The organism is Aeromicrobium panaciterrae, from assembly GCF_031457275.1.
Classification (GTDB): Bacteria; Actinomycetota; Actinomycetes; order Propionibacteriales; family Nocardioidaceae; genus Aeromicrobium; species Aeromicrobium panaciterrae_A.
This window is the reverse complement of record NZ_JAVDWH010000001.1, coordinates 136,281-158,310: the sequence shown is the minus strand read 5'-3', so window position 1 is coordinate 158,310 and position 22,030 is coordinate 136,281. Positions and strand designations below refer to the sequence as shown.

Sequence of the window (22,030 nt, the reverse complement as noted above, 5' to 3'; positions counted from 1 at the left end):
GCAATTGGACGCCATGCGTCATACGCGGGCATACTAGAACGTGTTCTAGTTTCCACAAGGTCGGGAGCACGTCGTGTATGACTTTGGAGGCAGCGAGTCTGCGGCCGGTTCGGAATCAACGGCGCCTCCGCGTCTGTTGACGGCACTGGAGTTCCCTCGCTGGATCGGTGAGTACGCGTCGTCGCGGACGATCGACACCGTCACGCGTCGCAACGACGTTGGCAAGGGTCGTCCCGTGTTGGTGCTGCCGGGCTTCAGCGCGACGGACTTCATGACCGGCCGATTGCGCAGTCACCTTCGGCGTCGCGGATTCCACGTGTACGGCTGGGGACAGGGTCGCAATGTCGGCCTCACGGATGAGCTGGTTGACGGATTGATCGAGCGTTTCCTCGAAATCGCCGACCGCCATGACGAGCCCGTGTCGATTGTCGGCTGGAGCTTTGGTGGACTTCTGGCCCGTCGCCTCGCGCACGAGTACCCGGACCGCGTACGGCAGATCATTTGCCTCGGCTCTCCCTGGAGGGCTGAGGGCGAGCGCACCCGCGCGACGGCCATGTTCGAGAAGTCTCGGGTTCGCTACGGCCTGTCCGACCGGGCTCGTGACATCGTCGACCAGCTGAGGCAGCCCGTCCCGGTCCCGACGACGGCTATCTGGTCGCGCTCCGATGGCATCACCTCATGGTCTGGTTGTTCAGTCGACGAGACCACCGTCCCTGCGATTGCAGAGAACGTCGAGGTTCTGAGCAGCCACGTTGGAATGGTTGCCAGCCCGGTAGTGCTCGCGGTTGTCGTCAATCGTCTCCTTCAGGACCCCGCCGACTGGCATCGTTTCGAATGGCGCCAGTTGGCCGGCCGTACTTCCGCGAACCAGCAAAGGAAGCCCGCATGAGTGACATCGACGGAAGGGCACCAGAGTCGGTTGCCAAGGTCCTGCCGTTCCTGCGACTTGCGATGAAGGGCTATTTCCGTAGCGAGGTCCGCAACATGGACCGACTGCCCGAGGGTGGAGTCCTCATCGTCTCCAACCATTCAGGTGGACTGCTGCCGATGGACGTGCCGATCATCGCGGTGGGGATCGCCGACGTGTTCGGCGAAGGACGACCGCTCTACTGTCTGTCGCACGACGTGTTGTTCACCGGTCCGCTCGGGCCGATCATGCGCAAGTACGGCATGATCCCGGCGACTCGGGAGAACGCCCATGAAGTGCTGACGTCCGGCGGTGCCACGATCGTCTTCCCCGGTGGGGATTACGACTGCCTGCGTGAGCAGAGCAAGGCAAACGTCGTCGACTTTGGTGGTCGCACCGGCTATGTGCGTACGGCACTGGCTGCTGGGGTTCCGATCCTTCCTGTGGTTTCGATCGGTGGTCAGGAGGACCAGTTCCACATCAGCCGTGGCGCCGCTCTCGCCAGGTTCAACCCGGTCCTCAAGGCAATGCGGATGCCGTACTTCCCGATCAGCTTCGGCTTCCCGTTCGGGCTTACCGCCGCATTCCCGGTCAATCTCCCGCTGCCGACCAAGATCGTGACGCAGGTGCTCGAACCCATCGACATCGCTGCCGAGTTTGGGACCGATCCCGACATCGCCGAGGTGGATGCGGTGATCCGCGGCCGGATGCAGGAAGCTCTAGACCTGCTGGCCAGTCAACGACGCTTCCCGGTTCTGGGCTGAGGTCCGCATGCAGGTCGTACGTCGTCTTTGGGTCGCGCTGATGGAACAGCTGTGGGTTGGCAAGGTGCTGTTCGGCAGCCGAATGATGACCCTCATGCGACCCGACAAGTACGTCGGATTCGTCAAGGTGATCCGGACTCAGGGCACCCATTCGACGAGTGGCTTTGCGCTTGCTGCGGTACGCGCCCCCAACGGGATCGGCATTGTCGATGAGCGCGGCAGTCTGACCTGGACAGAGATCCAACAGCGAGCCGGCGCGCTCGGCGCTGGTCTGATCGCAGCCAACGGGGGACCGGTCGAATCCGTCGCGATCCTCGCTCGCAACCATCGCGGCTTTGTCGATGCCTTGCTCGCCAGCACTCGGATCGGCGCCCACGCGCTGCTGCTCAACACGGGCTTCTCGGGTCCGCAGCTTGCAGAGGTCATGGAGCGCGAGGGTGCGCGAGTGATTGTGTATGACGAGGAGTTCGACGGGGTGCTCACCGACGTTCGCGGTCGCGTCGACGGCCTGGTCGAGGTCCTGGCTTGGACCGATGGTGACGTTGACGGATTGACCGTTGACGGGCTGATCGGCGAACATCTGCGCACGCCAGCTCCGCATGCGTCCGCACCGGGTCGAGTCGTGCTCTTGACCTCCGGAACCACCGGCTCACCCAAGGGCGCCCAACGCTCTGGCGGCGGGCCCGACGAGTTAGCCGGAATGCTCGAAGCGATCCCGTGGCGCGGCGGTCAGAAGACCGTGGTTGCCGCTCCGATGTTCCACGCCTGGGGGTTCGGACAGCTGGTCATCGCGGCCACCATGACCTGCACGGCGATCATGCGTCGACGGTTCGACCCGGAGGCGACGCTCGCCCTGGTCGACGAGCACGACGCCACCGGGCTGTCGGTCGTACCGGTGATGCTCGAGCGAATCATGGACCTGCCAGCTGACGTCCTCGACCGCTACTCGTTGGACACCTTGCGCTTCGTTTCGGCGAGTGGTTCGCGGATGCGGCCGGACTCCGTCATCGCCTTCATGGATCGTTTCGGCGACGTGGTCCACAACAGCTACAACGCAACCGAGGTGGGACAGATCAGCGTCGCCAGACCCGCAGATCTGCGCATCGCTCCAGACACCGCTGGTCGAGCCGTACGCGGATCGCTGGTCCGGATTGTCGACGACGAAGATGCGGATCTGGCCGCGGGCGAGGTCGGCCGGATCGCGGTACGCGGCACCTCGCCATTTGATGGCTACACGTCCGGTGCCAGCAAAGATTTCATCGGGGACTACATGGTCACCGGCGATGTCGGTCGCCTCGACTCCACTGGGCTGCTCTTTGTCATCGGTCGCGACGACGACATGATCGTGAGTGGCGGCGAGAACGTCTATCCGATCGAGGTCGAGAAGGCTCTGGGCGCCCACGACGCCGTACGCGAGGTCGTTGTCGTCGGAGTCCCCGACGAGGCTTTCGGTCAGCGGTTGGCCGCGTACGTTGTCCCGAACTTTGAGGTCGACGCTGCCACCCTCAAGGACCATGTCCGCTCGATGCTTGCCGGCTACAAGGTTCCGCGGGAAGTGGTCTTCCTTGACGAACTGCCACGCAACGCCTCCGGCAAGGTGATGGCTCGAGAGCTGCCGGCGGTGACCTCATGAGTGCGGCTCGTGTGCACCCAGCGGTCGAGCGCATGGATGGTGTCGACGCAGGCTTCCTCTACCTCGAGACGCCGGCCGTGCACATGCACACGTTGAAGATCGCGATCCTCGACCCGGACGAGCACCTCAACTACGACTCCTTCGTTAGCGGAACGTTGGCCCGACTGCGTCGGTTGCCTCCCATGCGGCGACGCATAGTGCCGATTCCGTTCGGACTCAATCACCCGATGTGGGTGACTCTCAATCGGATCAATCCCAAGCGCCACATGTTCCGTCATCGGGTCCCAGGCGACGGCACCATGCGCGATCTCGAAGTGCTGATCGGGCGAATCGCCAGCACCCAGATCGATCGCCGGTTCCCGTTGTGGGAGCTGCACTACTGCGAGGGCCTCGCTGACGGTCGCGTCGCAATCGTGGGCAAGATGCATCACGCGCTCGCCGACGGCGCAGCGGCCAACGCGCTGTTGGGCAACGTCACTGATGTACGTAGTGCGGCCGTGCCGCCAGCGCCGGATGACGTCTTTGAATCGACGGACAAGATTCCCGGCCGACTGTGGCTCATGAAGCGCGCCTTGTTGGACGCGATCGTGCAAATTGTTCTGCTCCCGGCGCTGATCCTCCGTACGGTCCGGGGGCTGTTTGCGGCCGGCCGCTATCGGCGTACGTCCGGCAGGGATGTGCCCCTGCCTGTACTCCACGCTCCGCGTACGTCTTTCAACAAGTCGCTGACTGCGCCGCGAAGTTTCGCCACGGTCACGCTGCCGTTCGGCGATGTGAAGCGCATTCGCGCACAACAAGAAGGTGTCACGGTCAACGACGTCGTGCTCGCGGTGGTGTCAGGGGCGCTACGCCGTTGGCTGGTCGCCCACGACGAACGTCCCTCACGATCGCTGACGGCTGGCGTGCCGATCGGAGCAGACGAGAGCGGGTCGGCGCCGAGGTTGGGCGGCAACCGGATCTCCAACATGTTCACCACGTTGGCGACTGACATCGATGATCCGATCGAGCGTCTTCTTCACATCTCGCGGACCAGCAGCAGTGCCAAGCAGATTCAACGGCACATGGGCCTGGAGTTGATGACCGACTGGGGTCAGTTCATGCCGCCGAGCGTGTTGCCGATCGTGGTGCGGGCCTACTCGCGTACGAAGGGTGCGTCATTGCATGCGCCAGCGTTCAACGCCACCGTCTCCAACGTGCCGGGTCCGAGAGAACCCGTCTCGATCGGTGGCGCCCGACTCAGCGATGTGTTCAGTGTCGGACCGCTGGCTGACGGCATCGGTCTCAATGTGACCGTGTGGAGCTACGTCTCCAAGCTGAACTTCTCTTTGCTGGCCTGCTCGGATCTGCTTCCAGATGTGGAAGTGCTGGCGTCCTACTTCCCGGCGGCGCTGGCCGAGTTGGACCTTGAACCCGAAGTCGTATCCAGTGCCACAACGGCAGAAGACAATCCGGACGAAGCGAGCGCATGATCATGAAGCACATGACACACACATTGGGCGCTGCTGCTGGGGTGGCGACGCGGTTGACGGGTTCTGCGGCTCGAAGCGGGATGCGTGTGGCGGTCCGCAGGTCCGGCAAGGTCCCGGATCGGTCCCCACTTCCGCCGGGCACCATGATCAATCTGGAAGGTCGCGGCGAAACCTGCGTCGTGGACACAGGCGAACCATTTCCCGGTGCGCCAACAGTGCTCCTACTGCATGGGATCGCCACCACTGCGTCGCTGTGCTGGTTCACGACGGTTGATGAGCTGCGCGCTGACCATCGCGTTGTGCTGATGGATCAGCGCTGGCACGGTCGTGGACTGCCCGCGGATCGCTTCAGCTTGAACGAGTGCGCTGACGACATCGACGCCCTGCTGACCACCCTCGACATCGAGCAGGTCGTCGTTGTCGGCTATTCCATGGGTGGTGCTTTGGCTCAGGTTTTGGTGCGGCGCCATCCCGGACGTATCTCGGGCCTCATGCTGTGCTCGACGGCGCCGACGTGGAAGGGCAACAAGGCTGAAGCCCTGTTCTATCCGGTTCTTGGAGCCATCACCGCCATCAGCCGGCGGCACACATCGTCGAAGGTCAGGAGCAAGGCCGACTCTCTCCCGCCGCTGTCCGAAATCGAACAGGACGACGTGATGCAGTGGGCGTGGTCAGAGTTCCGGGCGACCAGCTTCTGGTCACTTCCGGAGGTGCTGGCTGAGCTGGGCCGTTTCGATGCGCGCAAGGACCTCGCCTCGGTCACTGTCCCGAGCGCCGTCGTTGTCACGTCCGAGGACAAGGTGATCCCGGCAGAGCGACAGCTTGAAATGGCAGCCTTGATCCCGGGCGCCAAGACGTTCATGGCATCCGGAGGACATGCGTCAGTTGTGCTCGACTCCGAGAACTGGCGCCCGGTGTTCCTCGAGGCCCTGGCCGATGTGACAGCCAGAATTGCGCGAAAGAAGCCCAAAGCGGACGTGCTGAAAACCCGGCTTGGGGCTTAGCGGTACGCGGTGCCGCGTTCTTCGCGGGTCCACGTGACGTCGGCGACGCCGGCGGCGGTGAGCTCGCGATGCAGCACCTTGTGGGTCGCCGTACGGGGAAGGTTGTCGACCACTCTTATGTAGCGCGGCCGTGCCTTGGGTGACAGGTCGCGCTGCTCATCAAGGAACTGCTCAAGCTCATCAGCAGCAAGCTCGCCACGGAGCACGAGAGCCGCAGCCACTTGGTCACCGGCTCGCTCGTCGGGAACGGCGTACACGGCGACCTGATCGATTGCCGGATGGCGCATCAGGATCTGCTCGATCGGCGCGGTGGCAAGGTTCTCACCGTCGACCCGGAGCCAGGCTGCTGTGCGCCCGGCAAACCAGACCCAGCCATCGTCCGTTCGATAGGCGAGGTCCCCGGACCAGTACATACCGCCGCGCATCCGCTCGGCGGTGGCCTCAGGGTCGTTATAGTAGCCCGCAAACTGTCCGGCACCCGTTGTGTTGACCAGCTCGCCCACGCACTCGTCGAGGTTGGTGACGCGACCGTTCTCATCGAGGATCGCGCGCGGGCACTCGGTCACGGTCTCGGGGTCGTAGATGGCAACACCATCGGCTGGCCAACCCAGGGCGCCTGGGGGAGTCCCCTCGATCTTGCTCACAATGACAGCGTTCTCGGTCGAGCCGAACCCATCAACCACGTAGCAGCCGAAGCGCTCCCCGAACGCCTTGATATCGCGGTCGCCGGCTTCGTTGCCGAAGACGAAGCGAAGCGGATTGTCCGCATCGTCGGCCTGGGCCGGTGTGGCAAGTACGTACGTCAGCGGCTTGCCGACATACGACGCGTACGTTGCTCCGAAATGGCGGATGTCCGACAGGAACTCGGACGCCGAGAACTTCTCGCGCAGGGCGACGGTTGCGCCGTTGTAGAGAGCCGGCGCCCAACCGGCCATGACGGCGTTGGAGTGGAACAGCGGCATCGCGACGTAGTGCACGTCGGTGGGTCCGAGCCCGAGCTTGTCGGAGAGATAGAACCCCGGGACCGTGATCTTCTCGTGGGTGATCCGTACGGCCTTGGGTCGACCACTCGTGCCCGAGGTGAAGATCAGCATGAACAGCGAGTCTTTGGTCGGTGCAGCCTCAGGTGCGGCGGCCGGTACGAGGAGGTCGGCCCACTCAGCGCTGCCGGTGTCGATCACTCGGATGTCACCAAGGTCGAGCCCATCGAGTAGGTGCTTCTGCGTCTCGTCAGTCAGCAGGAGTTGTACGTCTGCGCGCTGCAGGTCAGCCGAGAGCGCGTCACCGCGACGCGTGCTGTTGACGCCGACGGCGACGTGACTGCCCAGACCCGCCGCTGACAGCCCGAGAAGCATCTCCGGGGTGTTGTCCATCAGCAGTCCGACGTGCGGCGGAAGAGCAGGGTCCAGCAAGCCCGCGATGGCCGCTGACCTCGACGACGCGTCGGCGACGAGCTCGCGCCACGTCCACGAGCGATCGTGAGTCAGAAGTGCCGGGGTGTCCTGCTCAGCTCTTGCGAGAAGCAGGTCCCGGATCGTCACGCCGGTTCGGCAGCCAGAAGCTTGCCGAGGCGCAGGGCTTGTTCGGTCGCCCCGCCGTACTCGAAGTCGTAGCGCGTACCGGCGGTGAAGTAGCGATGTGCCTCGCCGTCCAAGTCGACACCTACGCCACCGTGGATGTGCACCGTCGTGTGCGCGAGGTGGTGGCCCGCGTCGGATGCCCAGAGCTTGGCAGTCGCGATTGCTTCGGTCGCGGGCAAGCCCTCGGCCAGACGCCAGGCAGCCTGCCACAGGGTGAGAGCCAGGAAGCGAGTGTCGATGTAGCCATCGGCGAGGCGCTGCGACACAGCCTGGAACGTGCCAATCGGCCGCTGGAACTGCTCGCGTACCTTCGCGTACTCGGCGGTCAGCGTGAGTGCACCTTCGGTGACGCCGAGCTGTACGGCACAGCTGGCGACGGTCAATAGGTCGACCAGACGCTGGGCGGCATCGCCGCTGCCGATCAAGCGATCAACGGGAACGCGTACGCCGGCAAGCTCGACGAGGCCAACGGCATCGCCATCGCTGAGCTTCTGCTCGCGGATCTGCAGGCCCGACGCGTCAGCGTCGACCAGGAAGACTCCAGTTCCGTCCGGCGTGGTTGCCGTGACGAGGAAGGCGTCGGCGACGGTGGCGGCGTGGACGAGGTACTTGGTGCCGGCGAGCACGTACTCCGAACCATCGAGCGCAGCAGTCGTGGTGGGGACGGACGGTACGTACTCGTGCTCCTCAGCAACCGCTGCGCTGAGGACGCTGGCGGCGTACGCAGTCTGTCGCTGCTCGTCTGTGCCATGTTCGGCCAGGAACAGGCGTGCCACGGAATCGACTGCGAGTGGGGCGGGGGCGACCGTACGGCCGACCTCGACTAGGACGCGGCAGAGCTCGAGGAATCCGAGACCGGCACCGTCGTGCGACTCAGGAGTCGTGAGGCTCAGCAGCCCGGCATCGCCGAGTGCCTTCCACAGCACGGGATCGAACCGGTTGCCGCCGGCCTCGACCTTGACCAGGCGTTCGGTCGTGGTGTGGTCCTTGAGGATCGTCGCGGCGAGTGCTGCTGCCTCTTCGGCCTCGGGAGGAAGTGTGAAGTCCATGTCGTGTCCCTTAACGCTTCGCGGCCGGCATACCGAGCCCGACGTAGCCGATGATGTCTCGCTGGATCTCGTTGGTGCCGCCACCGAACGTCATGACGAGCGACGAGCGGAAGTAGCGCTCGAGACGGCCCGCCAGTGCCGCACCAGCCGAGCCGGCAGCGATGCCGGAACCGGGGCCGACGATCTCCTTGAGAGCGCGGTAGACCTCGACCGCGAGCTCGGAGCCGTAGACCTTGATGGCGGAGGCATCTGCGGGTGAGAGCGTGTCGATCTCGGCGGCGAGCTTCCAGCCCATGAGTGTCAGCGCATCGGTACGAGCCTGCGCGCGACCCAGGAGGATCTGTACCCATTCCTGGTCGATCACGCGTACGCCGTTGGCATTCTTGGTCTCACGGGCCCAGTTGGTGACGAGCTCGATCGAGTGCACCAGCGGTGCAGACGAGGTCAGCGCAACGCGCTCACGGTTGAGCTGGTTGGTCATCAGCGACCATCCGTTGCCACGTCCACCGATCAGGTTGTCGGCCGGGACGCGCACGTTGTCGTAGTACGTCGCACTCGTACCGACACCGGCGATGGTGTGGACGGGCGTGTAGGAGACGCCCTTGGCCTGCGCTGGCACGAGGATCATCGAAAGACCCTTGTGGCGAGCGAGGTCGGGATCGGTGCGGCAGGCCATCCAGATCCAGTCGGCGTACTGGATCAGCGAGGTCCACATCTTCTGGCCGTTGATGACCCATTCGTTGGTGGACTCGTCGAGCTCCGCCTTGGTACGCAACGACGCGAGGTCGGTGCCGGACCCGGGCTCGGAGTAGCCGATCGAGAAGTGCAGCTCGCCCTTCTGGATCTTGGGAAGGAAGAAGTCCTTCTGCTCGTCGTTGCCGTAGCGCATGATCGTCGGGCCCACGGTGTTGAGCGTGAGGTGGGGGATCGGTACGCCAGCGACCATCGCAGCGTTGCTGAAGATGAGTTCGTCGACCATGGAGCGTTCCTGGCCGCCGTACTCCTTGGGCCAGCCCATACCGAGCCAGCCATCGGTGCCGAGCTGGCGGATGACGTCCTTGTAGACGGTGACATCACCGAACTCTCCGGTGGATGCGGCTAGCGCAGCGCGAATTTCCGGAGTAACAAGTTCGGAAAAGTAGCCTTGGACCTCGTCACGAAGGCGAAGCTGGTCAGGTGTCAGAGCGACGTACATGTGGTAAAACTATAACGTGTTCTCGTTTTGGTCTACATGGACCGACGCACACGCCTTGATTTGAACTTTGCCTTATGAAGGAAGTGGGGAGGCAATCGTGACTGAGACCCGCACATTGGACGCTGGTTCTGTCCCGGATCGTTTCGCACGTGGCTGGCACTGCTTGGGCCTCGAGCGCGACTTCAACGACGGCAAGCCCCATGAGGTTCAGGCGTTCGGCGGCAAGCTCGTCGTATGGGCCGACTCCCAGGGCAAGCTCAACGTCCTCGACGGCTACTGCCGCCACATGGGCGGTGACCTGACACAGGGCACCGTCAAGGGTGACGAGATCGCTTGCCCCTTCCACGACTGGCGCTGGGGTGGCGACGGCAAGTGCAAGGCGATCCCTTACGCCAAGCGCGTACCGCTTCGCGCTCGTACGCAGCGCTACGAAGCCGTCGTACGCAACGGCCAGCTCCTCATCTGGCACGACCCTGAGCACAGCGAAGCCGACATGGACGCGCTTCCGCCCGAGCTCCCCGGAGTCGGTACGGACAAGTACTCCGACTGGACCTGGGAGATTCTCCCCGTCGAGAACGCGCACTGCCGCGAGATCATCGACAACGTCGTCGACATGGCGCACTTCTTCTACATCCACTTCGCGTTCCCCACGAACTTCCGCAACGTGTTCGAGGGCGATCAGGCCACGCAGTTCATGGAGTCCACCGGACGTCCGGACATGAAGGCCGAGGGCTACGGCGACGAGGACCTGGTTCTCAAGTCGGTCGCTACCTACTTCGGGCCGTCCTACATGATCAACTGGCTAGACACCGACTACAACGGCTTCCTGACCAAGGTCATCTTGATCAACTGCCACGTCCCGACGGGCCCCAACTCGTTCAACCTCCAGTACGGCTTGTGCGTTGAAAAGCCCGAAGGTGTCGACGAGGCGACCGCGAAGTACATCGGCGACAAGTACGCCGAGTCGTTCAAGGTCGGCTTCGAGCAGGATGTCGCCATCTGGCTCAACAAGGCCCCCGTGCAGAACCCGCTGCTTTGCGAAGAGGACGGCCCCGTCTACCAGCTGCGTCGTTGGTACGAGCAGTTCTACGTCGACAAGGCTGACATCGAGCCCGAGATGGTTGAGCGCTTCGAGTTTGAGGTCGACACCACCAAGGCCAACGAGAACTGGCGGGCAGAGGTTGCCGAAAATCTTGCACGCAAGGAGGCCGAGGACCGCGAAGCCGAGAAGGCTGATGCGTAATGGCCTATATCGTCCCGTCTCTCCCCGAGACGTTTGAAGACAGGGCGCTCTACACCCAGAGCAACCTGCAGGAGCTCCCATGTATGGACTGCAAGGCGCGCGTGCTCGTGCGCAAGAACAGCGAGCACCACACGTCTATCCAGTGGACCCAGGAAGCGGTCTCGGATTGCACGACCTTCGCCAAGATGAATCGGCAGGAGGGTGGACGACCGGTGTACGCCGGCTGCCCACGTCTGAACAAGTCGATCGAGGAAGCCGTGCGCGATGGCGCAGTCTCGGTCGGTACGGACGATGACTGATCCTTCATACGAGCTCGAGGTCCTTGAGGTCATCGAGGAGACCGGCGATGCCCGGTCCGTTGTCCTCGATCCCGGCGAGCACCGCGCCGAATTCAAGTACGCGCCTGGCCAGTTCCTGACCGTCGCGGTTCCCAGCGACCGGACTGGACTCGTCGCTCGCAGCTACTCCCTCTCCTCGACACCCGGCGATGACGGTCCGCTGACCATCACGGTCAAGAAGACCCTCGACGGTTACGCATCCGGCTGGATCTGCGAGCACCTCAAGGCGGGAGACAAGCTCCGCGTGCTCCCGCCGAGCGGCATCTTCACTCCCAAGGATCTCGACGTCGACCTGCTGCTGTTCGCGGGCGGCAGCGGCATCACGCCCGTCATGTCGATCATCCGCGCGGCCCTCGCCGATGGCGTCAACAAGATCACCTTGTTCTACGCCAACCGCGATGAGAAGTCGGTCATCTTCCACGCCTCACTCGCTGAACTGTCGGCTGCACAGCCCGAACGCCTCCACGTCGTGCACTGGCTCGAGTCCGTACAGGGCTTGCCCACTCAGGAGCAGCTGAAGGCGTTCGCCTCGCAATACCTCGAGCGTGAGGCCTTCGTATGTGGCCCGGCCCCGTTCATGAAGGCAGCGACGTCTGCACTCAAGGAACTGGAGTTCCCCCGGGAGCGCCGCCACCAGGAGAAGTTCGTTTCGCTCGGCGGCAACCCGTTCGACGTCCAGACGGTCGAAGCCCCTGCCGAGGATGACGCCACTGCGACTCCCACAGGTCCGCCCGTACGCCTGCAGGTCGACCTCGATGGCGAGGAGTTCGACTTCGACGACTGGAAGCCCGGAACGACCCTCCTGGAGCACCTCGAGAGCAAGGGCGTCAAGGCGCCCTACTCGTGCCGTGAGGGAGAGTGCTCGGCCTGCGCCGTGCGTCTGCTTGAGGGCGATGTGTCGATGCGCAACAACGACGTTCTTGACGAGGAAGACCTCGCTGAAGGCATCCGTTTGGCGTGCCAGAGCGACGCCATCACCGAAAAAGTACGCGTGACCTACTCGTGACCCATGCTGATATTCGCCTGAAGGTAAACCCCAAAGGCGTAACGCGGATCACATTGCGTCGTTACTGTTCTGACATCGCTTGGGAGCGCGAATGAGAATTCTTCTCTGTCGTCAGTACTGTCACTCCCGTTTTGCATGGCTACAGGAGGGCACATGGGCATGAGTCCCGCCATGGTCCTTCGTGGACCCGGCCATGTGTTTGCCCTTGCTTGGGACGTCATCAAGCTGACGTTCACGTCTCGATTCCAGTTCCGCGAGTTTGTTGAGCAGGCGTGGTTCGTTGCGAGCGTCACGATGATGCCCACGATCCTCGTCTCGATCCCGTTCGGCGCAGTCATCGCGCTCCAGGTCGGCAACCTCACCGGTCAGCTGGGTGCGGAATCATTCGCTGGAGCGACGGCCGTGCTGGCGACCGTACGAGAAGCCGCACCGATCGCTGCTGCGCTGATCATCGCTGGAGCAGCAGGCTCAGCGATCTGCGCTGACCTGGGTGCGCGCAAGATGCGCGAAGAGATTGACGCCATGGAGACCCTTGGCATCGACCCGATCCACCGCTTGGTCGTGCCCCGCGCAGCCGCAACCCTGGTCGTCTCGGTCCTCATGATCGGCATCGTCATCGTCGCCGGTATCGCCGGTGGCTACTACTTCACCGTCATCGTGCAGGGCGGATCGGCGGGTGCGTTCCTCGCCTCGTTTACGTCGCTTGCAACCCTCACCGACATCTGGGTCGCCATGATCAAGGCGGCGATCTTCGGCTTTATGGCCGCCATCGTCGGCGCCTACAAGGGTCTCAACGCCGGCGGCGGACCTGCCGGTGTCGGGCGAGCGGTCAACGAGTCGGTCATCCTCTCGTTCATGCTGCTGTTCCTGATCAACTCGATCATCACGGCGCTCTACTTCCAGTTCGTTCCACAGGCAGGCCTGTGATGAGCGTCCTCACCGAGTTCGGCACCTCATTCGCCAAGTCTCAGCGCGCGCGCCTGGAGGGCATGGGCGACCAACTGCTGTTCTACGTCAAGTGCCTCGGTTACATCCCCAAGGTGCTCCGCGACTACCGCAAAGAAGTCTGGAAGACCCTCGCTGAGGTCGTCTTTGGCGTCGGTGCGCTCTCGGTCATCGCGGGAACGGTCGGCGTCATTGCCTTCCTCGCATTCTTCGCCGGTACCGAGGTAGGCCTGCAGGGCTACGCATCGCTGAGCCAGATCGGTGTCGCGAAGTTCACCGCGTTCATCTCGGCCTACTTCAACACGCGCGAGGTCGCACCTCTGGTCTCCTCGATCGCCCTGGCCGCCACAGTCGGCTGCGGCTACACCGCGCGTCTCGGTTCAATGCGGATCTCTGAGGAGATCGACGCCCTCGAAGTCATGGGCGTGCAGTCGCTGCCGTTCCTGGTGACAACCCGCATGATCGCCGGCTTCATCGCCGTCATCCCGCTCTACACCGTTGCACTGCTCGCGTCGTACCTCTCGCCCCGACTCATCACCACGATGATCTACGGGGAGTCTGTCGGCACGTACGACCACTACTTCCGACAATTCCTGCCGCCGATCGACATCCTCTGGTCGTTCGGCAAGTTGATCGTTCTCGCCGTGCTGATCATCCTGATCCACTGCTATCACGGCTACACGGCATCGGGAGGCCCTGCAGGCGTTGGTCTGGCCGTCGGCAACGCGATCCGTTCATCGATCGTCACGGTCATCGTCGCCAACTTCTTCCTGAGCTTCGCCATCTGGGGCTCGACGACCACAGTGCGGATCACGGGGTGATCTGATGCTGGCCAACCTGATTCACGACACCCCGGGAGAGCGGCGACGCCTCGCGGTTTCCGGCGTTGCGTTCATTCTGACGATCGCCCTCATGATCTGGCTCTGCATCGCGCTCTACAACAAGCAGTTCACCAAGACCACCGAAGTGACGGTCATGGCCGAGCGCACGGGTCTTCAGCTCGCGAAGTTCGGCGACGTCCGTATGCATGGCGCTCTCGTGGGCAATATCCAGAAGATCGAGAGCACGGGCAAGCAGGCCAAGATCACATTGCATCTGCGCCCCGAGGCCGCCCGCAACATTCCTGCCAATGTCACGGTGCAGATCATGCCGACGACGCTGTTCGGCCGAAAGTATGTCCAGTTGGTGCCACCCGAGGGCGAATCCGTCGCCGGTGCGGCCAAGCTGAAGGATGGCACGGTCATCCCGGCAAGCAGAGTGACGACAAACGTCGAGCTGCAGAGCATCATGGCCAACCTCTTCCCGCTGCTCCGCTCGATCAAGCCGGCCGACATCAACTCCACTCTCTATGCGCTTGCGCACGCGTTGGAGGGCAAGGGTGAGCAGCTCGGCGACACGTTCGAGTCGTTGGATGCCTACCTCAGGCGAGTCAACGTCAAGCTCCCGACACTGAAGACGGACCTTTCTCTACTTGCCGACGTTGCCAAAACGTACGACCTCGCTGCTCCCGACCTGATCCGGTTGCTCGACAACGCGACGGTCACGGCAAAGACGCTCACTGCCAAGAGCGACTCGCTGAACCGCGCCCTCGGCAGTATCACCGGGCTCGCTCGAGTCACCCGAGTCACTCTGTCGGAGAACGAGCAGCTGCTGATCGACCAGGTGCGGTCGGGCAGGCCGCTGCTCGCGCTGCTTGACACCTATTCGCCCGAGCTGCCCTGCCTGCTTGAGGGCATCGTTCTCCAACGAGAAAACACCATCAACGTCTTCCAGAACAACCTCATTCACCAGACTCTGGAGCTCGGTGCTCCGCAGCGGACCGCCTACACCGCGGCTGACGCTGCGGAGTTCGGCGAGATCGGCCACGGGCCGTGGTGCCTCGGGCTGCCGGCTGACTACAAGAACCCGGCAACGTTCCAGCCTTTGAAGGATGGGTCCGACAAGGACAATCCAGATGGCGACATCAAATGAGCAGCCGCGACAGGGCCTTCCGCACAGCGGCGGTCAAGCTCACCATTTTCACGGTGGTGTCACTCATGACCACCGGCCTGCTGATCGCCATCATGGGCGGCTTCGGACTTGGTTCGCAGACCGAGTACAAAGCGCAGTTCTCCACGGCGTCGGAGCTCACTAAGGGTGACGACGTGCGCATTGCCGGCGTCGTCGTCGGCAAGGTCACGGACGTCGAGATCTACAAGCGCAGCAGCGCGATGGTGACGTTCAAGGTCAAGGACGGCGTGCCCCTCACGACGGACTCCCGCGCGAGCATCCGGTTCCTCAACCTCATCGGCGATCGCTACATGTCGCTGTCCGAAGGCAAGGCCGGGTCGCCGCGCCTTCCTCCCAAGGCGACTCTTCCGCTTGATAAGACCACCCCGGCGCTCAACCTGACCGAGCTGTTCCAGGGTTTCCAGCCGCTGTTCCAGGCTCTCAATCCTGCGGACGTCAACAAGCTGTCGCTCAACCTGATCAAGGTGCTCCAGGGTGAAGGCGGCACGATCCAGGAACTGCTTTCCAACACCGCCTCGCTGACGAGCACGCTCGCAGACCGGGACCAGCTGATCGGTGACGTGATCACCAACCTGAGTTCCCTGATGAAGACGGTCGACGACCACCACCAGGAGCTGGACGAGCTGATCGTCAGCATGAAGTCCTGGTTCGGCGACCTAGCCAAGGATCGCAAGGTCATCGGCTCGTCGCTGACCAACATCGCTGACGTCACCGAGACGGTCGCCGATCTGTTGACGCAGGCCCGACCGCTGATCAAGGAAGACGTCGCTCAGCTGCGCCGCCTGTTCACCCTGCTGGCCAAGCCTGAAAACAAGGCCTACCTCGACGAGACCCTCGACAAGCTGCCCGACATGCTGACCAAGCAGACCCGCATCGGTGTCTATGGCTCTTGGTACAACTACTACCTCTGCGAGTTCCACTTCGGCATCGTGCTCCCCAGCGTCATCATGGACGCGTTGCCTGACGCCGTACGTCAGCAGATCTCGGACCTCACGATCTACAGCCAGGCCGAGAGGTGCAACTGATGGCGCGTAGAGACGATTCACAAGTCCTGAGGCTCGGTGCTGTCTCGATTGCTGTGCTGCTGCTCGTCATGGTGGCCTCGTTCAACATCCAGAAGCTGCCGTGGTTCAAGGGCACGACGTTCCACGCGGAGCTCAGCGACGCAAGCGGTCTGCGTACCGGGGCCGAGGTCCAAGTTGCCGGTGTACGCGTCGGTCGCGTCAGCAAGCTGAACATCGGTACCCAGAAGGTGATTGCAGACTTCGACGTCAAGGACGCCAAGCTGGGTCGCTCGACGCGAGCAAGTGTCGAGGTCAAGAGCCTGTTGGGTGAGAAGTTCCTCAACATCACGCCCGAGGGCAGCGGACAACTTCCCGCTGGTGCCACTATCCCGATCTCCCGTACTGACGTGACCGCTGACATCGTCAGCACGCTCGGTCAGCTGACCACTCAGACCGAACAGACCGACAAGAAGAACCTCACTACGGCCCTCAACACACTTGCCGAGGTCATTGACGAGGCGGCACCCGAAGTCCAGGCGAGCTTCAGTGGGATGTCTCGCCTGTCATCGACCATCGCCGATCGCGACGAGGACATCGAGAAGCTCCTTGCTCGCTCACGCAACGTGACCCAGCTGCTCGCCGAGCGCAAGGGCGATCTCGTGACCCTGATGAAGCAGGCCGATCTCATCTTCCAGGAGCTGCACAATCGCAAGCAGGCTGTCCACGACCTGCTGGTCAACGCGAATGCCCTGGCGAGAGAGCTCGACGGAGTTGTCAAGGACAACCGCGAGCAGCTCAAGCCCACCCTCGACAAGCTCGAGAACGTACTGCTGTTCCTGCACGCCCGTGAGGACAAGATCGAGACGCTTCTCAAGAACTACGGGCCCTACGTCAACATTCTGGGCAACATTGTCGGCTCCGGACCGTGGTTCGACGCCTATGTCCCCAACATCGCAGGTGTGTTCGCCGGCGAGTTCACGACGACCAAGCCCGGGGGCGGATGATGTCGAGCTGGAGCAGAAGGACTCAGCTGTTGCTGGCCGCCGTACCCGTCGGCCTGTTGCTGCTTGCCTTCCTGATCTTCCCCGGTGAAGGATCACGCACGGTCACGGCTCACTTCGATCGTGCCGTGGGCGTCTACCCGGGCACCCACTTACGGGTCATGGGCGTACGTGTGGGCGAAGTGACGGCCGTCGTGCCCGAGGGCAACAGCGTCCGTGTCGAGATGACGTACGACAGCGAATACAAGATCCCCGCCGATGCCGAGGCGGCTGTGATCACTCCGACATTGGTCGCAGACCGTTACGTGCAGGTCTACCCCGCGTACAGCAAGGGCGCGGCGATGAAGAACGACGGCGACATCCCGTTGGCGCGCACTCAGACGCCCATCGAGCTCGATCGCATGTTCAAGTCGCTCGACGATCTCGCGGTGACGCTTGGCCCGCAGGCCGGGTCTACCAAGGGGGCGCTCGACAACCTGCTCACGGCAGGCGTCAAGGCGCTCGGCGGCAACGGAGCGCTCGGTTCCGAGACGATTCGCAACCTGTCGAAGGCTGCTGAGGTCTTCGCGGACAACCGCGGCCCGCTGTTCGAAAACGTACGTTCACTCGCCGAGATCACCGACACGCTGGCGACCAATGACGCGACCGTCCAGGAGTTCCTGACCCAGTTGGCAGGCGTCTCCGAACAGTTTGCGGGAGAACGGGATGAGCTGAAGGCTGTTCTCGAGTCACTCGCCGACGTGCTGGGATCCGTCAAGGGATTCATCAAGGAGAACCGCGCGACCCTCGGCAAGGACATCGACCTGTTGGCCAGCCTCCTGCAGCGCGTCGACAATCAGAAGGATTCCGTCGGTATCGTGGTCCAGAAGGGCTCGCTCGCGATGAGCAACCTCGCTCTGGCGTTCGAGCCGGTCACTGGCACGTACGGCTCGCGCGTGCAGGTCCAACCTGGCATCCAGTTCCGCCCCGATCAGTTCCTGTGCCAGACGCTGACCAACACCGGAACACCCGGCATGGATGTCGTGTGCGACCTGCTCGAGACACTCTTCACTCCGCTACTGCCCGCTACTTCGGGTTCAATTGCGCCGACGAGCGACGAGACGGCGACCACGCCTGACATCGTGAGTCCTCCGACGCCCGCGTCCAAGGGCGGCAAGCCCGACCTCGTGTCGTTGCTCGGGGGTGGATCATGATGTCTCGCCGGTTCCACGTGGTCATCGCGGCAGTCCTCGCGTTCGCGCTGAGTGGCTGCACGTTCAACGGCATCTATGACCTGCCTCTGCCGGGCAACAAGGTCAGCAAGGACAACGGCTTCGAGATCAGCGCCGACTTCTCCGACGCGCTCAATGTCGTGCCCCGGTCGGCCGTCATGGTCGGCGACGTACCTGTGGGGCAGGTCGAGGAGATAGTGCGGTCGGGTTGGAATGCCCGCGTCAAGATGCTGGTTCGCAACGATGTCGTCCTGCCCGACAACGCAGTCGCCGAGATTCGGCAGACGAGCCTGCTCGGCGAGAAGTACGTCGAGCTCTCGGCCCCAGTCGGAGCCGACGGCAAGCCTGCCGGCACCGGCAAGTTGGGCCCCAACGACGTGATCCCGATGGATCGGACCGGTCGCAACCCGGAGGTCGAGGAAGTCCTGGGCGCGCTCTCCTTTGTGCTGACCGGTGGTGGTCTCGGTCAGCTCCAGACCATCACTCGCGAGCTCAACGCGATGATGGACGGTCGCACCGACAAGATGCGCGACGTGCTCACCCAGGTCAACACCCTCGTCGGCACGCTCGACTCGCAGAAGGGCGACATCATCAACGCGCTCGAGTCGATCAACGGCTTGAGCCAGACGCTGGTCAGCGAGAAGGAGACCATCGGCAAAGCGATCGATGCAGCCGGGCCGGCGATCGATGTTCTGCGTGACCAGCACGACCAGCTGGTCGGCATGCTCGCTGAGCTCGACAAGCTCGGCGTGGTCGGCACCCGGGTGGTCAACGCGACCAAGGACGACCTGATCGCGGAGCTCCGCCATCTCGAGCCCGTGCTGCGCAACTTGTCGGATACCGGCAAGTCGCTGGTCCCAGGCCTGGTCACGGCTTCCAGCTACCCGTTCCCGATCGACGCAGCCGACGTGATCAAGGGTGACTTCGCCAACGTCGTGTTCTCGATGCAGGTCAAGCTCACTCCTGTCAGCGAAGGTGGCTTGCTGCCGACGACGCTCGACGAAATCGTGACTCTGTGCCGCGGGCTTCCGACGGCACCCATCTGTAGCTTGGCCAGTGGAGTGTTCGACCCGATCTGCGCATTGCTGCCTCTGCTTCCCCTGTGCGAAGCCGCCGATCCGGAATCGCTGGCAGCAAACGGACAACCAGACACGCTCCTCCACGATCTCCTGACCGGCAAGTCGGGCGATAGCGGCGCCGAGTCGGACGCTGACACCGGGTCCAACGGTCTCGTGGACCTCATTGGCGGACTAGCGGGAGGAGGCAAACGATGAGGCGTGGAATCAAGGTCAGACTCGTTGCCTTCGTCGTGCTGAGCGTGACGAGCATCCTGTACGTCGGTGCCAACTATCTCGGCTTCATCGACCAGGCACTGGGACGCGGCTACACCGTGCACGTGATGCTTCCGGATTCTGGCGGACTCTACGAGGGCAGCGAGGCAAGCTATCGCGGGGTCAGGATCGGCAAGGTCGCCAAGATGGAGGTCAAGGGCGACGGTTTGCAGGTCGATCTGGCCATCGACGAGGACACCAAGATCCCGGTCGATTCTCCCGTCTTCGTCCACAACCTCAGTGTTGTCGGTGAGCAGTACATCTCGTTCGAGCCGACGACGAAGAACGGTCCACTACTCAAGGATGGCGACACCGTGCGTGGCACGGCCGAGAGCCTTCCGCTTGGTGAGGACGTACTCCTGCAGGACCTCGACAAGTTCGTCTCGAGCGTGAACGTCAGCGAGCTCAACACGGTCGTCACCGAGCTCGGCACGATGTTCCGCGACAACGCCAATCCGCTGCGATCGATGGTCGACAGCGCTCAGAAGTTCATCGATGCCGCGGTCGAAAATGAGCCGCAGACTCTCGCACTGTTGGACGACGCGCAGACGGTCCTCCAGACGCAGAAGGACAATTCCGACAACATCCGGTCGTTCGCCAAGGACCTCGCGGACGTGACCGAAACTCTGGCAACGTCGGACAAGGACGTACGCGCGATCCTTGACCGGGCAGCACCTTCGGCGGACGAGGTCACGAGGCTGGTTCGCACGCTTCGCAAGTCTCTGCCGCCGCTGCTCAAGCCACTGATCAGCGTCACCGAAGTCCTCGACGCACGCCTGCCAGCTCTCGAGCAGCTCCTCGTGACGTTCCCGCGTCTCATTTCTTCAGGACCTTCGGCTCTCACCGACGGTTCGCAGACCGACGGCCAGAAGTTCGGACGAGTGAACCTCAACCTCAACCAGGATCCTGGGGCCTGCACCGAGGGTTACCTTCCGCCGGGGCAGTGGCGTCCGACTTCGGAGGAGTCTTTTGTCCCTCCGTACTATGAAGCTCAGTGCGCATCGGGCCCGCCAGTCAACATGCGCGGCACCAAGTACGCGCCTCCGCTCTTCGACTGGAAGAACCAGTGAAACGAATCTCCACCACGAACGCTGTACTCCTAGTCGCACTCGCTGTTCTCGTGGCCTGGCTGGTCATGTTCGCCGTACGCGGCAGCGCAGCGGCGCCGGGCACCACTCCGTCCGAGGCTCGGGCCGAGCAATATGCCGATGTCACTCGTGCTGCCCGCTCGGAGACGCTGGCCTTTCTCGCTGTTGACCACCGAAAGATGGATCAGCTGACCAAGCGTGTTCTCGAAGGTGCAACCGGAGAGTTCAAGAAGCAGTACGAGACGTCCCTGAAGTCGCTGAAGGATGCGGCCGTCAGTCAGGAATCGATCTCCACCGGCCACGTCGACCAGATCGGCCTCGGTGACGTGGATGACGACTCGGCTTCCGTGTTCGTCGCTGCGAGCAGCAAAGTCCAGAACAAGGGCACCAAGGGCAAGGTCGAGGACCGGTCCTGGCGCATGAAGCTGACAATGGCCAAGGTGGACAACCGCTGGCTCGTCCGGCAGCTCGAGTTTGTGGGTTGATGATGGCGAAGCTCAAGCGCGACGAACGCGTCTGCCCCTTCTGTGCGGAGACCATCAAGGCCTCCGCGATCAAGTGCCGTTTCTGCCAGTCCGAAGTGACTCCGATCCTCGAGCCCGAAACTGCGACTGTTGAGCCGGTCGCGAAGGCGCCGGCCACGAAGGTCCCGGCCAAGAAGGTCGCACCAAAGACTGAGCCGACGGTCATCGATGATCTGAAGGCCGATCGCCCGTCCTTCGCCGAACGACTCGCGCCGCTCTACAAGAACCTGACACTCGTCTTGGCGACACTCGTGGCGCTCGCCGCTGCGGGCATCGGCACGCTGTGGTGGCAAGCTGAACAAGGTTCGGCCAGCACGACGTCGAACGGAGTTCTGGTTGGTGACGACGCGCGTACTGAGGTGCTCATCTCGGCCGCCGACCTGGCTACGCGCACGCTGTCGTACGACTACAAGACGTTCGACAACGACATGGAGACAGCTCGCGCTCGTATGACGAAGTCGTTCCGCACGGAGTACGACGCGACGATGTCGCAGGTCAAGGCCAACACCGTGAAGAACGAGATCGTGCTTCAGGCGACCGCAGTGTCCTCGGCGATCATCTCCGCGACTGAGCACAAGGCCAAGGTTCTGGTGTTCCTGAACCAGACGACGACTGCCGGTGTCGGGAAGTCCGCCAAGCAGCAGGCCAGCCAGAACAGCCTCGTGGTCACGTTGACGCGCGGCGATGGCGACTGGGCCATATCCAAACTGACCGCTCTGGGATAGAAT

21 protein-coding genes are annotated in these 22,030 nt (G+C 63.1%); 18 read left to right on the top strand and 3 right to left on the bottom strand.

Annotation, left to right across the window (positions count from 1 at the left end):
- Window positions 1-73: 73 nt before the first annotated feature.
- Genes J2X11_RS00770 through J2X11_RS00750 form a run of 5 tightly spaced genes read left to right on the top strand, consistent with a single transcriptional unit; the run spans window position 74 to window position 5,777 of the window.
- Window positions 74-889, top strand: coding sequence for an esterase/lipase family protein (locus J2X11_RS00770; RefSeq protein WP_309965396.1), 816 nt, complete (start codon window positions 74-76; stop codon window positions 887-889).
- Complete coding sequence (locus J2X11_RS00765; RefSeq protein ID WP_309965393.1) at window positions 886-1,671, top strand: 1-acyl-sn-glycerol-3-phosphate acyltransferase; 786 nt, start codon at window positions 886-888, stop codon at window positions 1,669-1,671. The genes J2X11_RS00770 and J2X11_RS00765 overlap by 4 nt, the downstream gene beginning before the upstream one ends.
- A 7-nt stretch (window positions 1,672-1,678) precedes the next feature.
- Window positions 1,679-3,304: an AMP-binding protein gene (locus J2X11_RS00760; RefSeq protein ID WP_309965390.1), complete on the top strand. Its 1,626-nt coding sequence runs from the start codon at window positions 1,679-1,681 to the stop codon at window positions 3,302-3,304.
- On the top strand, window positions 3,301-4,773 hold the full coding sequence (locus tag J2X11_RS00755; RefSeq protein WP_309965387.1) for a wax ester/triacylglycerol synthase family O-acyltransferase: 1,473 nt from the start codon (window positions 3,301-3,303) through the stop codon (window positions 4,771-4,773). Before J2X11_RS00760 ends, J2X11_RS00755 begins: the two co-directional genes overlap by 4 nt.
- A gap of 11 nt (window positions 4,774-4,784) precedes the next feature.
- Window positions 4,785-5,777: an alpha/beta fold hydrolase gene (locus tag J2X11_RS00750; protein WP_309965383.1), complete on the top strand. Its 993-nt coding sequence runs from the start codon at window positions 4,785-4,787 to the stop codon at window positions 5,775-5,777.
- Here J2X11_RS00750 and J2X11_RS00745 read toward each other — a convergent pair.
- Genes J2X11_RS00745 through J2X11_RS00735 form a run of 3 tightly spaced genes read right to left on the bottom strand, consistent with a single transcriptional unit; the run spans window position 5,774 to window position 9,601 of the window.
- Entirely contained in the window at window positions 5,774-7,318 is a 1,545-nt protein-coding gene (locus J2X11_RS00745) for an AMP-binding protein (RefSeq protein WP_309965380.1), read from the bottom strand. The two genes, J2X11_RS00750 and J2X11_RS00745, sit on opposite strands and share 4 nt — an antisense overlap.
- Window positions 7,315-8,406 (bottom strand): acyl-CoA dehydrogenase family protein, encoded by a 1,092-nt coding sequence (locus J2X11_RS00740; protein WP_309965376.1) that lies wholly within the window; start codon window positions 8,404-8,406, stop codon window positions 7,315-7,317. Before J2X11_RS00740 ends, J2X11_RS00745 begins: the two co-directional genes overlap by 4 nt.
- A gap of 10 nt (window positions 8,407-8,416) precedes the next feature.
- Window positions 8,417-9,601, bottom strand: a complete 1,185-nt coding sequence (locus J2X11_RS00735; RefSeq protein WP_309965374.1) for an acyl-CoA dehydrogenase family protein — start codon at window positions 9,599-9,601, stop codon at window positions 8,417-8,419.
- Window positions 9,602-9,698: 97 nt separating this feature from the next.
- On the opposite strand from J2X11_RS00735, the gene J2X11_RS00730 reads away from it, so the two are divergent.
- The 13 genes from J2X11_RS00730 to J2X11_RS00670 all read left to right on the top strand — a co-directional run bounded on the left by J2X11_RS00730 (window position 9,699) and on the right by J2X11_RS00670 (window position 22,027).
- On the top strand, window positions 9,699-10,844 hold the full coding sequence (locus J2X11_RS00730) for a Rieske 2Fe-2S domain-containing protein (RefSeq protein ID WP_309965371.1): 1,146 nt from the start codon (window positions 9,699-9,701) through the stop codon (window positions 10,842-10,844).
- Window positions 10,844-11,143 (top strand): hypothetical protein, encoded by a 300-nt coding sequence (locus J2X11_RS00725; protein WP_309965368.1) that lies wholly within the window; start codon window positions 10,844-10,846, stop codon window positions 11,141-11,143. Before J2X11_RS00730 ends, J2X11_RS00725 begins: the two co-directional genes overlap by 1 nt.
- Window positions 11,136-12,188: a ferredoxin--NADP reductase gene (locus J2X11_RS00720; RefSeq protein ID WP_309965365.1), complete on the top strand. Its 1,053-nt coding sequence runs from the start codon at window positions 11,136-11,138 to the stop codon at window positions 12,186-12,188. Before J2X11_RS00725 ends, J2X11_RS00720 begins: the two co-directional genes overlap by 8 nt.
- A gap of 153 nt (window positions 12,189-12,341) precedes the next feature.
- On the top strand, window positions 12,342-13,115 hold the full coding sequence (locus J2X11_RS00715; RefSeq protein WP_309965362.1) for an MlaE family ABC transporter permease: 774 nt from the start codon (window positions 12,342-12,344) through the stop codon (window positions 13,113-13,115).
- Window positions 13,115-13,954: an MlaE family ABC transporter permease gene (locus J2X11_RS00710; RefSeq protein ID WP_309965359.1), complete on the top strand. Its 840-nt coding sequence runs from the start codon at window positions 13,115-13,117 to the stop codon at window positions 13,952-13,954. Before J2X11_RS00715 ends, J2X11_RS00710 begins: the two co-directional genes overlap by 1 nt.
- Window positions 13,955-13,958: 4 nt before the next feature.
- Entirely contained in the window at window positions 13,959-15,104 is a 1,146-nt protein-coding gene (locus tag J2X11_RS00705; RefSeq protein WP_309965356.1) for an MCE family protein, read from the top strand.
- A complete protein-coding gene (locus tag J2X11_RS00700; protein WP_309965353.1) occupies window positions 15,101-16,168 on the top strand; it encodes an MlaD family protein in 1,068 nt (355 codons plus the stop codon). Before J2X11_RS00705 ends, J2X11_RS00700 begins: the two co-directional genes overlap by 4 nt.
- On the top strand, window positions 16,168-17,151 hold the full coding sequence (locus tag J2X11_RS00695; protein WP_309965350.1) for an MCE family protein: 984 nt from the start codon (window positions 16,168-16,170) through the stop codon (window positions 17,149-17,151). The genes J2X11_RS00700 and J2X11_RS00695 overlap by 1 nt, the downstream gene beginning before the upstream one ends.
- Window positions 17,151-18,341, top strand: a complete 1,191-nt coding sequence (locus J2X11_RS00690; protein WP_309965348.1) for an MCE family protein — start codon at window positions 17,151-17,153, stop codon at window positions 18,339-18,341. The genes J2X11_RS00695 and J2X11_RS00690 overlap by 1 nt, the downstream gene beginning before the upstream one ends.
- Complete coding sequence (locus J2X11_RS00685) at window positions 18,338-19,633, top strand: MCE family protein (protein ID WP_309965344.1); 1,296 nt, start codon at window positions 18,338-18,340, stop codon at window positions 19,631-19,633. The genes J2X11_RS00690 and J2X11_RS00685 overlap by 4 nt, the downstream gene beginning before the upstream one ends.
- Window positions 19,630-20,760, top strand: coding sequence for an MCE family protein (locus tag J2X11_RS00680; RefSeq protein ID WP_309965341.1), 1,131 nt, complete (start codon window positions 19,630-19,632; stop codon window positions 20,758-20,760). The genes J2X11_RS00685 and J2X11_RS00680 overlap by 4 nt, the downstream gene beginning before the upstream one ends.
- Complete coding sequence (locus J2X11_RS00675) at window positions 20,757-21,263, top strand: hypothetical protein (RefSeq protein WP_309965338.1); 507 nt, start codon at window positions 20,757-20,759, stop codon at window positions 21,261-21,263. The genes J2X11_RS00680 and J2X11_RS00675 overlap by 4 nt, the downstream gene beginning before the upstream one ends.
- Before the next feature lie 2 nt (window positions 21,264-21,265).
- The gene (locus J2X11_RS00670) at window positions 21,266-22,027 is read left to right on the top strand and encodes a hypothetical protein (protein WP_309965336.1); all 762 of its coding nucleotides are present in this window, start codon (window positions 21,266-21,268) and stop codon (window positions 22,025-22,027) included.
- The last annotated feature ends 3 nt before the right edge of the window (window positions 22,028-22,030 follow it).

Coding starts and splice junctions, on each gene's coding strand:
- J2X11_RS00765 (WP_309965393.1), top strand. CDS start 886: ATGAGTGACATCGACGGAAGGGCACCAGAGTCGGTTGCCAAGGTCCTG.
- J2X11_RS00760 (WP_309965390.1), top strand. CDS start 1,679: ATGCAGGTCGTACGTCGTCTTTGGGTCGCGCTGATGGAACAGCTGTGG.
- J2X11_RS00755 (WP_309965387.1), top strand. CDS start 3,301: ATGAGTGCGGCTCGTGTGCACCCAGCGGTCGAGCGCATGGATGGTGTC.
- J2X11_RS00750 (WP_309965383.1), top strand. CDS start 4,785: ATGACACACACATTGGGCGCTGCTGCTGGGGTGGCGACGCGGTTGACG.
- J2X11_RS00740 (WP_309965376.1), bottom strand. CDS start 8,406: ATGGACTTCACACTTCCTCCCGAGGCCGAAGAGGCAGCAGCACTCGCC.
- J2X11_RS00735 (WP_309965374.1), bottom strand. CDS start 9,601: ATGTACGTCGCTCTGACACCTGACCAGCTTCGCCTTCGTGACGAGGTC.
- J2X11_RS00725 (WP_309965368.1), top strand. CDS start 10,844: ATGGCCTATATCGTCCCGTCTCTCCCCGAGACGTTTGAAGACAGGGCG.
- J2X11_RS00720 (WP_309965365.1), top strand. CDS start 11,136: ATGACTGATCCTTCATACGAGCTCGAGGTCCTTGAGGTCATCGAGGAG.
- J2X11_RS00715 (WP_309965362.1), top strand. CDS start 12,342: ATGGGCATGAGTCCCGCCATGGTCCTTCGTGGACCCGGCCATGTGTTT.
- J2X11_RS00710 (WP_309965359.1), top strand. CDS start 13,115: ATGAGCGTCCTCACCGAGTTCGGCACCTCATTCGCCAAGTCTCAGCGC.
- J2X11_RS00705 (WP_309965356.1), top strand. CDS start 13,959: ATGCTGGCCAACCTGATTCACGACACCCCGGGAGAGCGGCGACGCCTC.
- J2X11_RS00700 (WP_309965353.1), top strand. CDS start 15,101: ATGAGCAGCCGCGACAGGGCCTTCCGCACAGCGGCGGTCAAGCTCACC.
- J2X11_RS00695 (WP_309965350.1), top strand. CDS start 16,168: ATGGCGCGTAGAGACGATTCACAAGTCCTGAGGCTCGGTGCTGTCTCG.
- J2X11_RS00690 (WP_309965348.1), top strand. CDS start 17,151: ATGTCGAGCTGGAGCAGAAGGACTCAGCTGTTGCTGGCCGCCGTACCC.
- J2X11_RS00685 (WP_309965344.1), top strand. CDS start 18,338: ATGATGTCTCGCCGGTTCCACGTGGTCATCGCGGCAGTCCTCGCGTTC.
- J2X11_RS00680 (WP_309965341.1), top strand. CDS start 19,630: ATGAGGCGTGGAATCAAGGTCAGACTCGTTGCCTTCGTCGTGCTGAGC.
- J2X11_RS00670 (WP_309965336.1), top strand. CDS start 21,266: ATGGCGAAGCTCAAGCGCGACGAACGCGTCTGCCCCTTCTGTGCGGAG.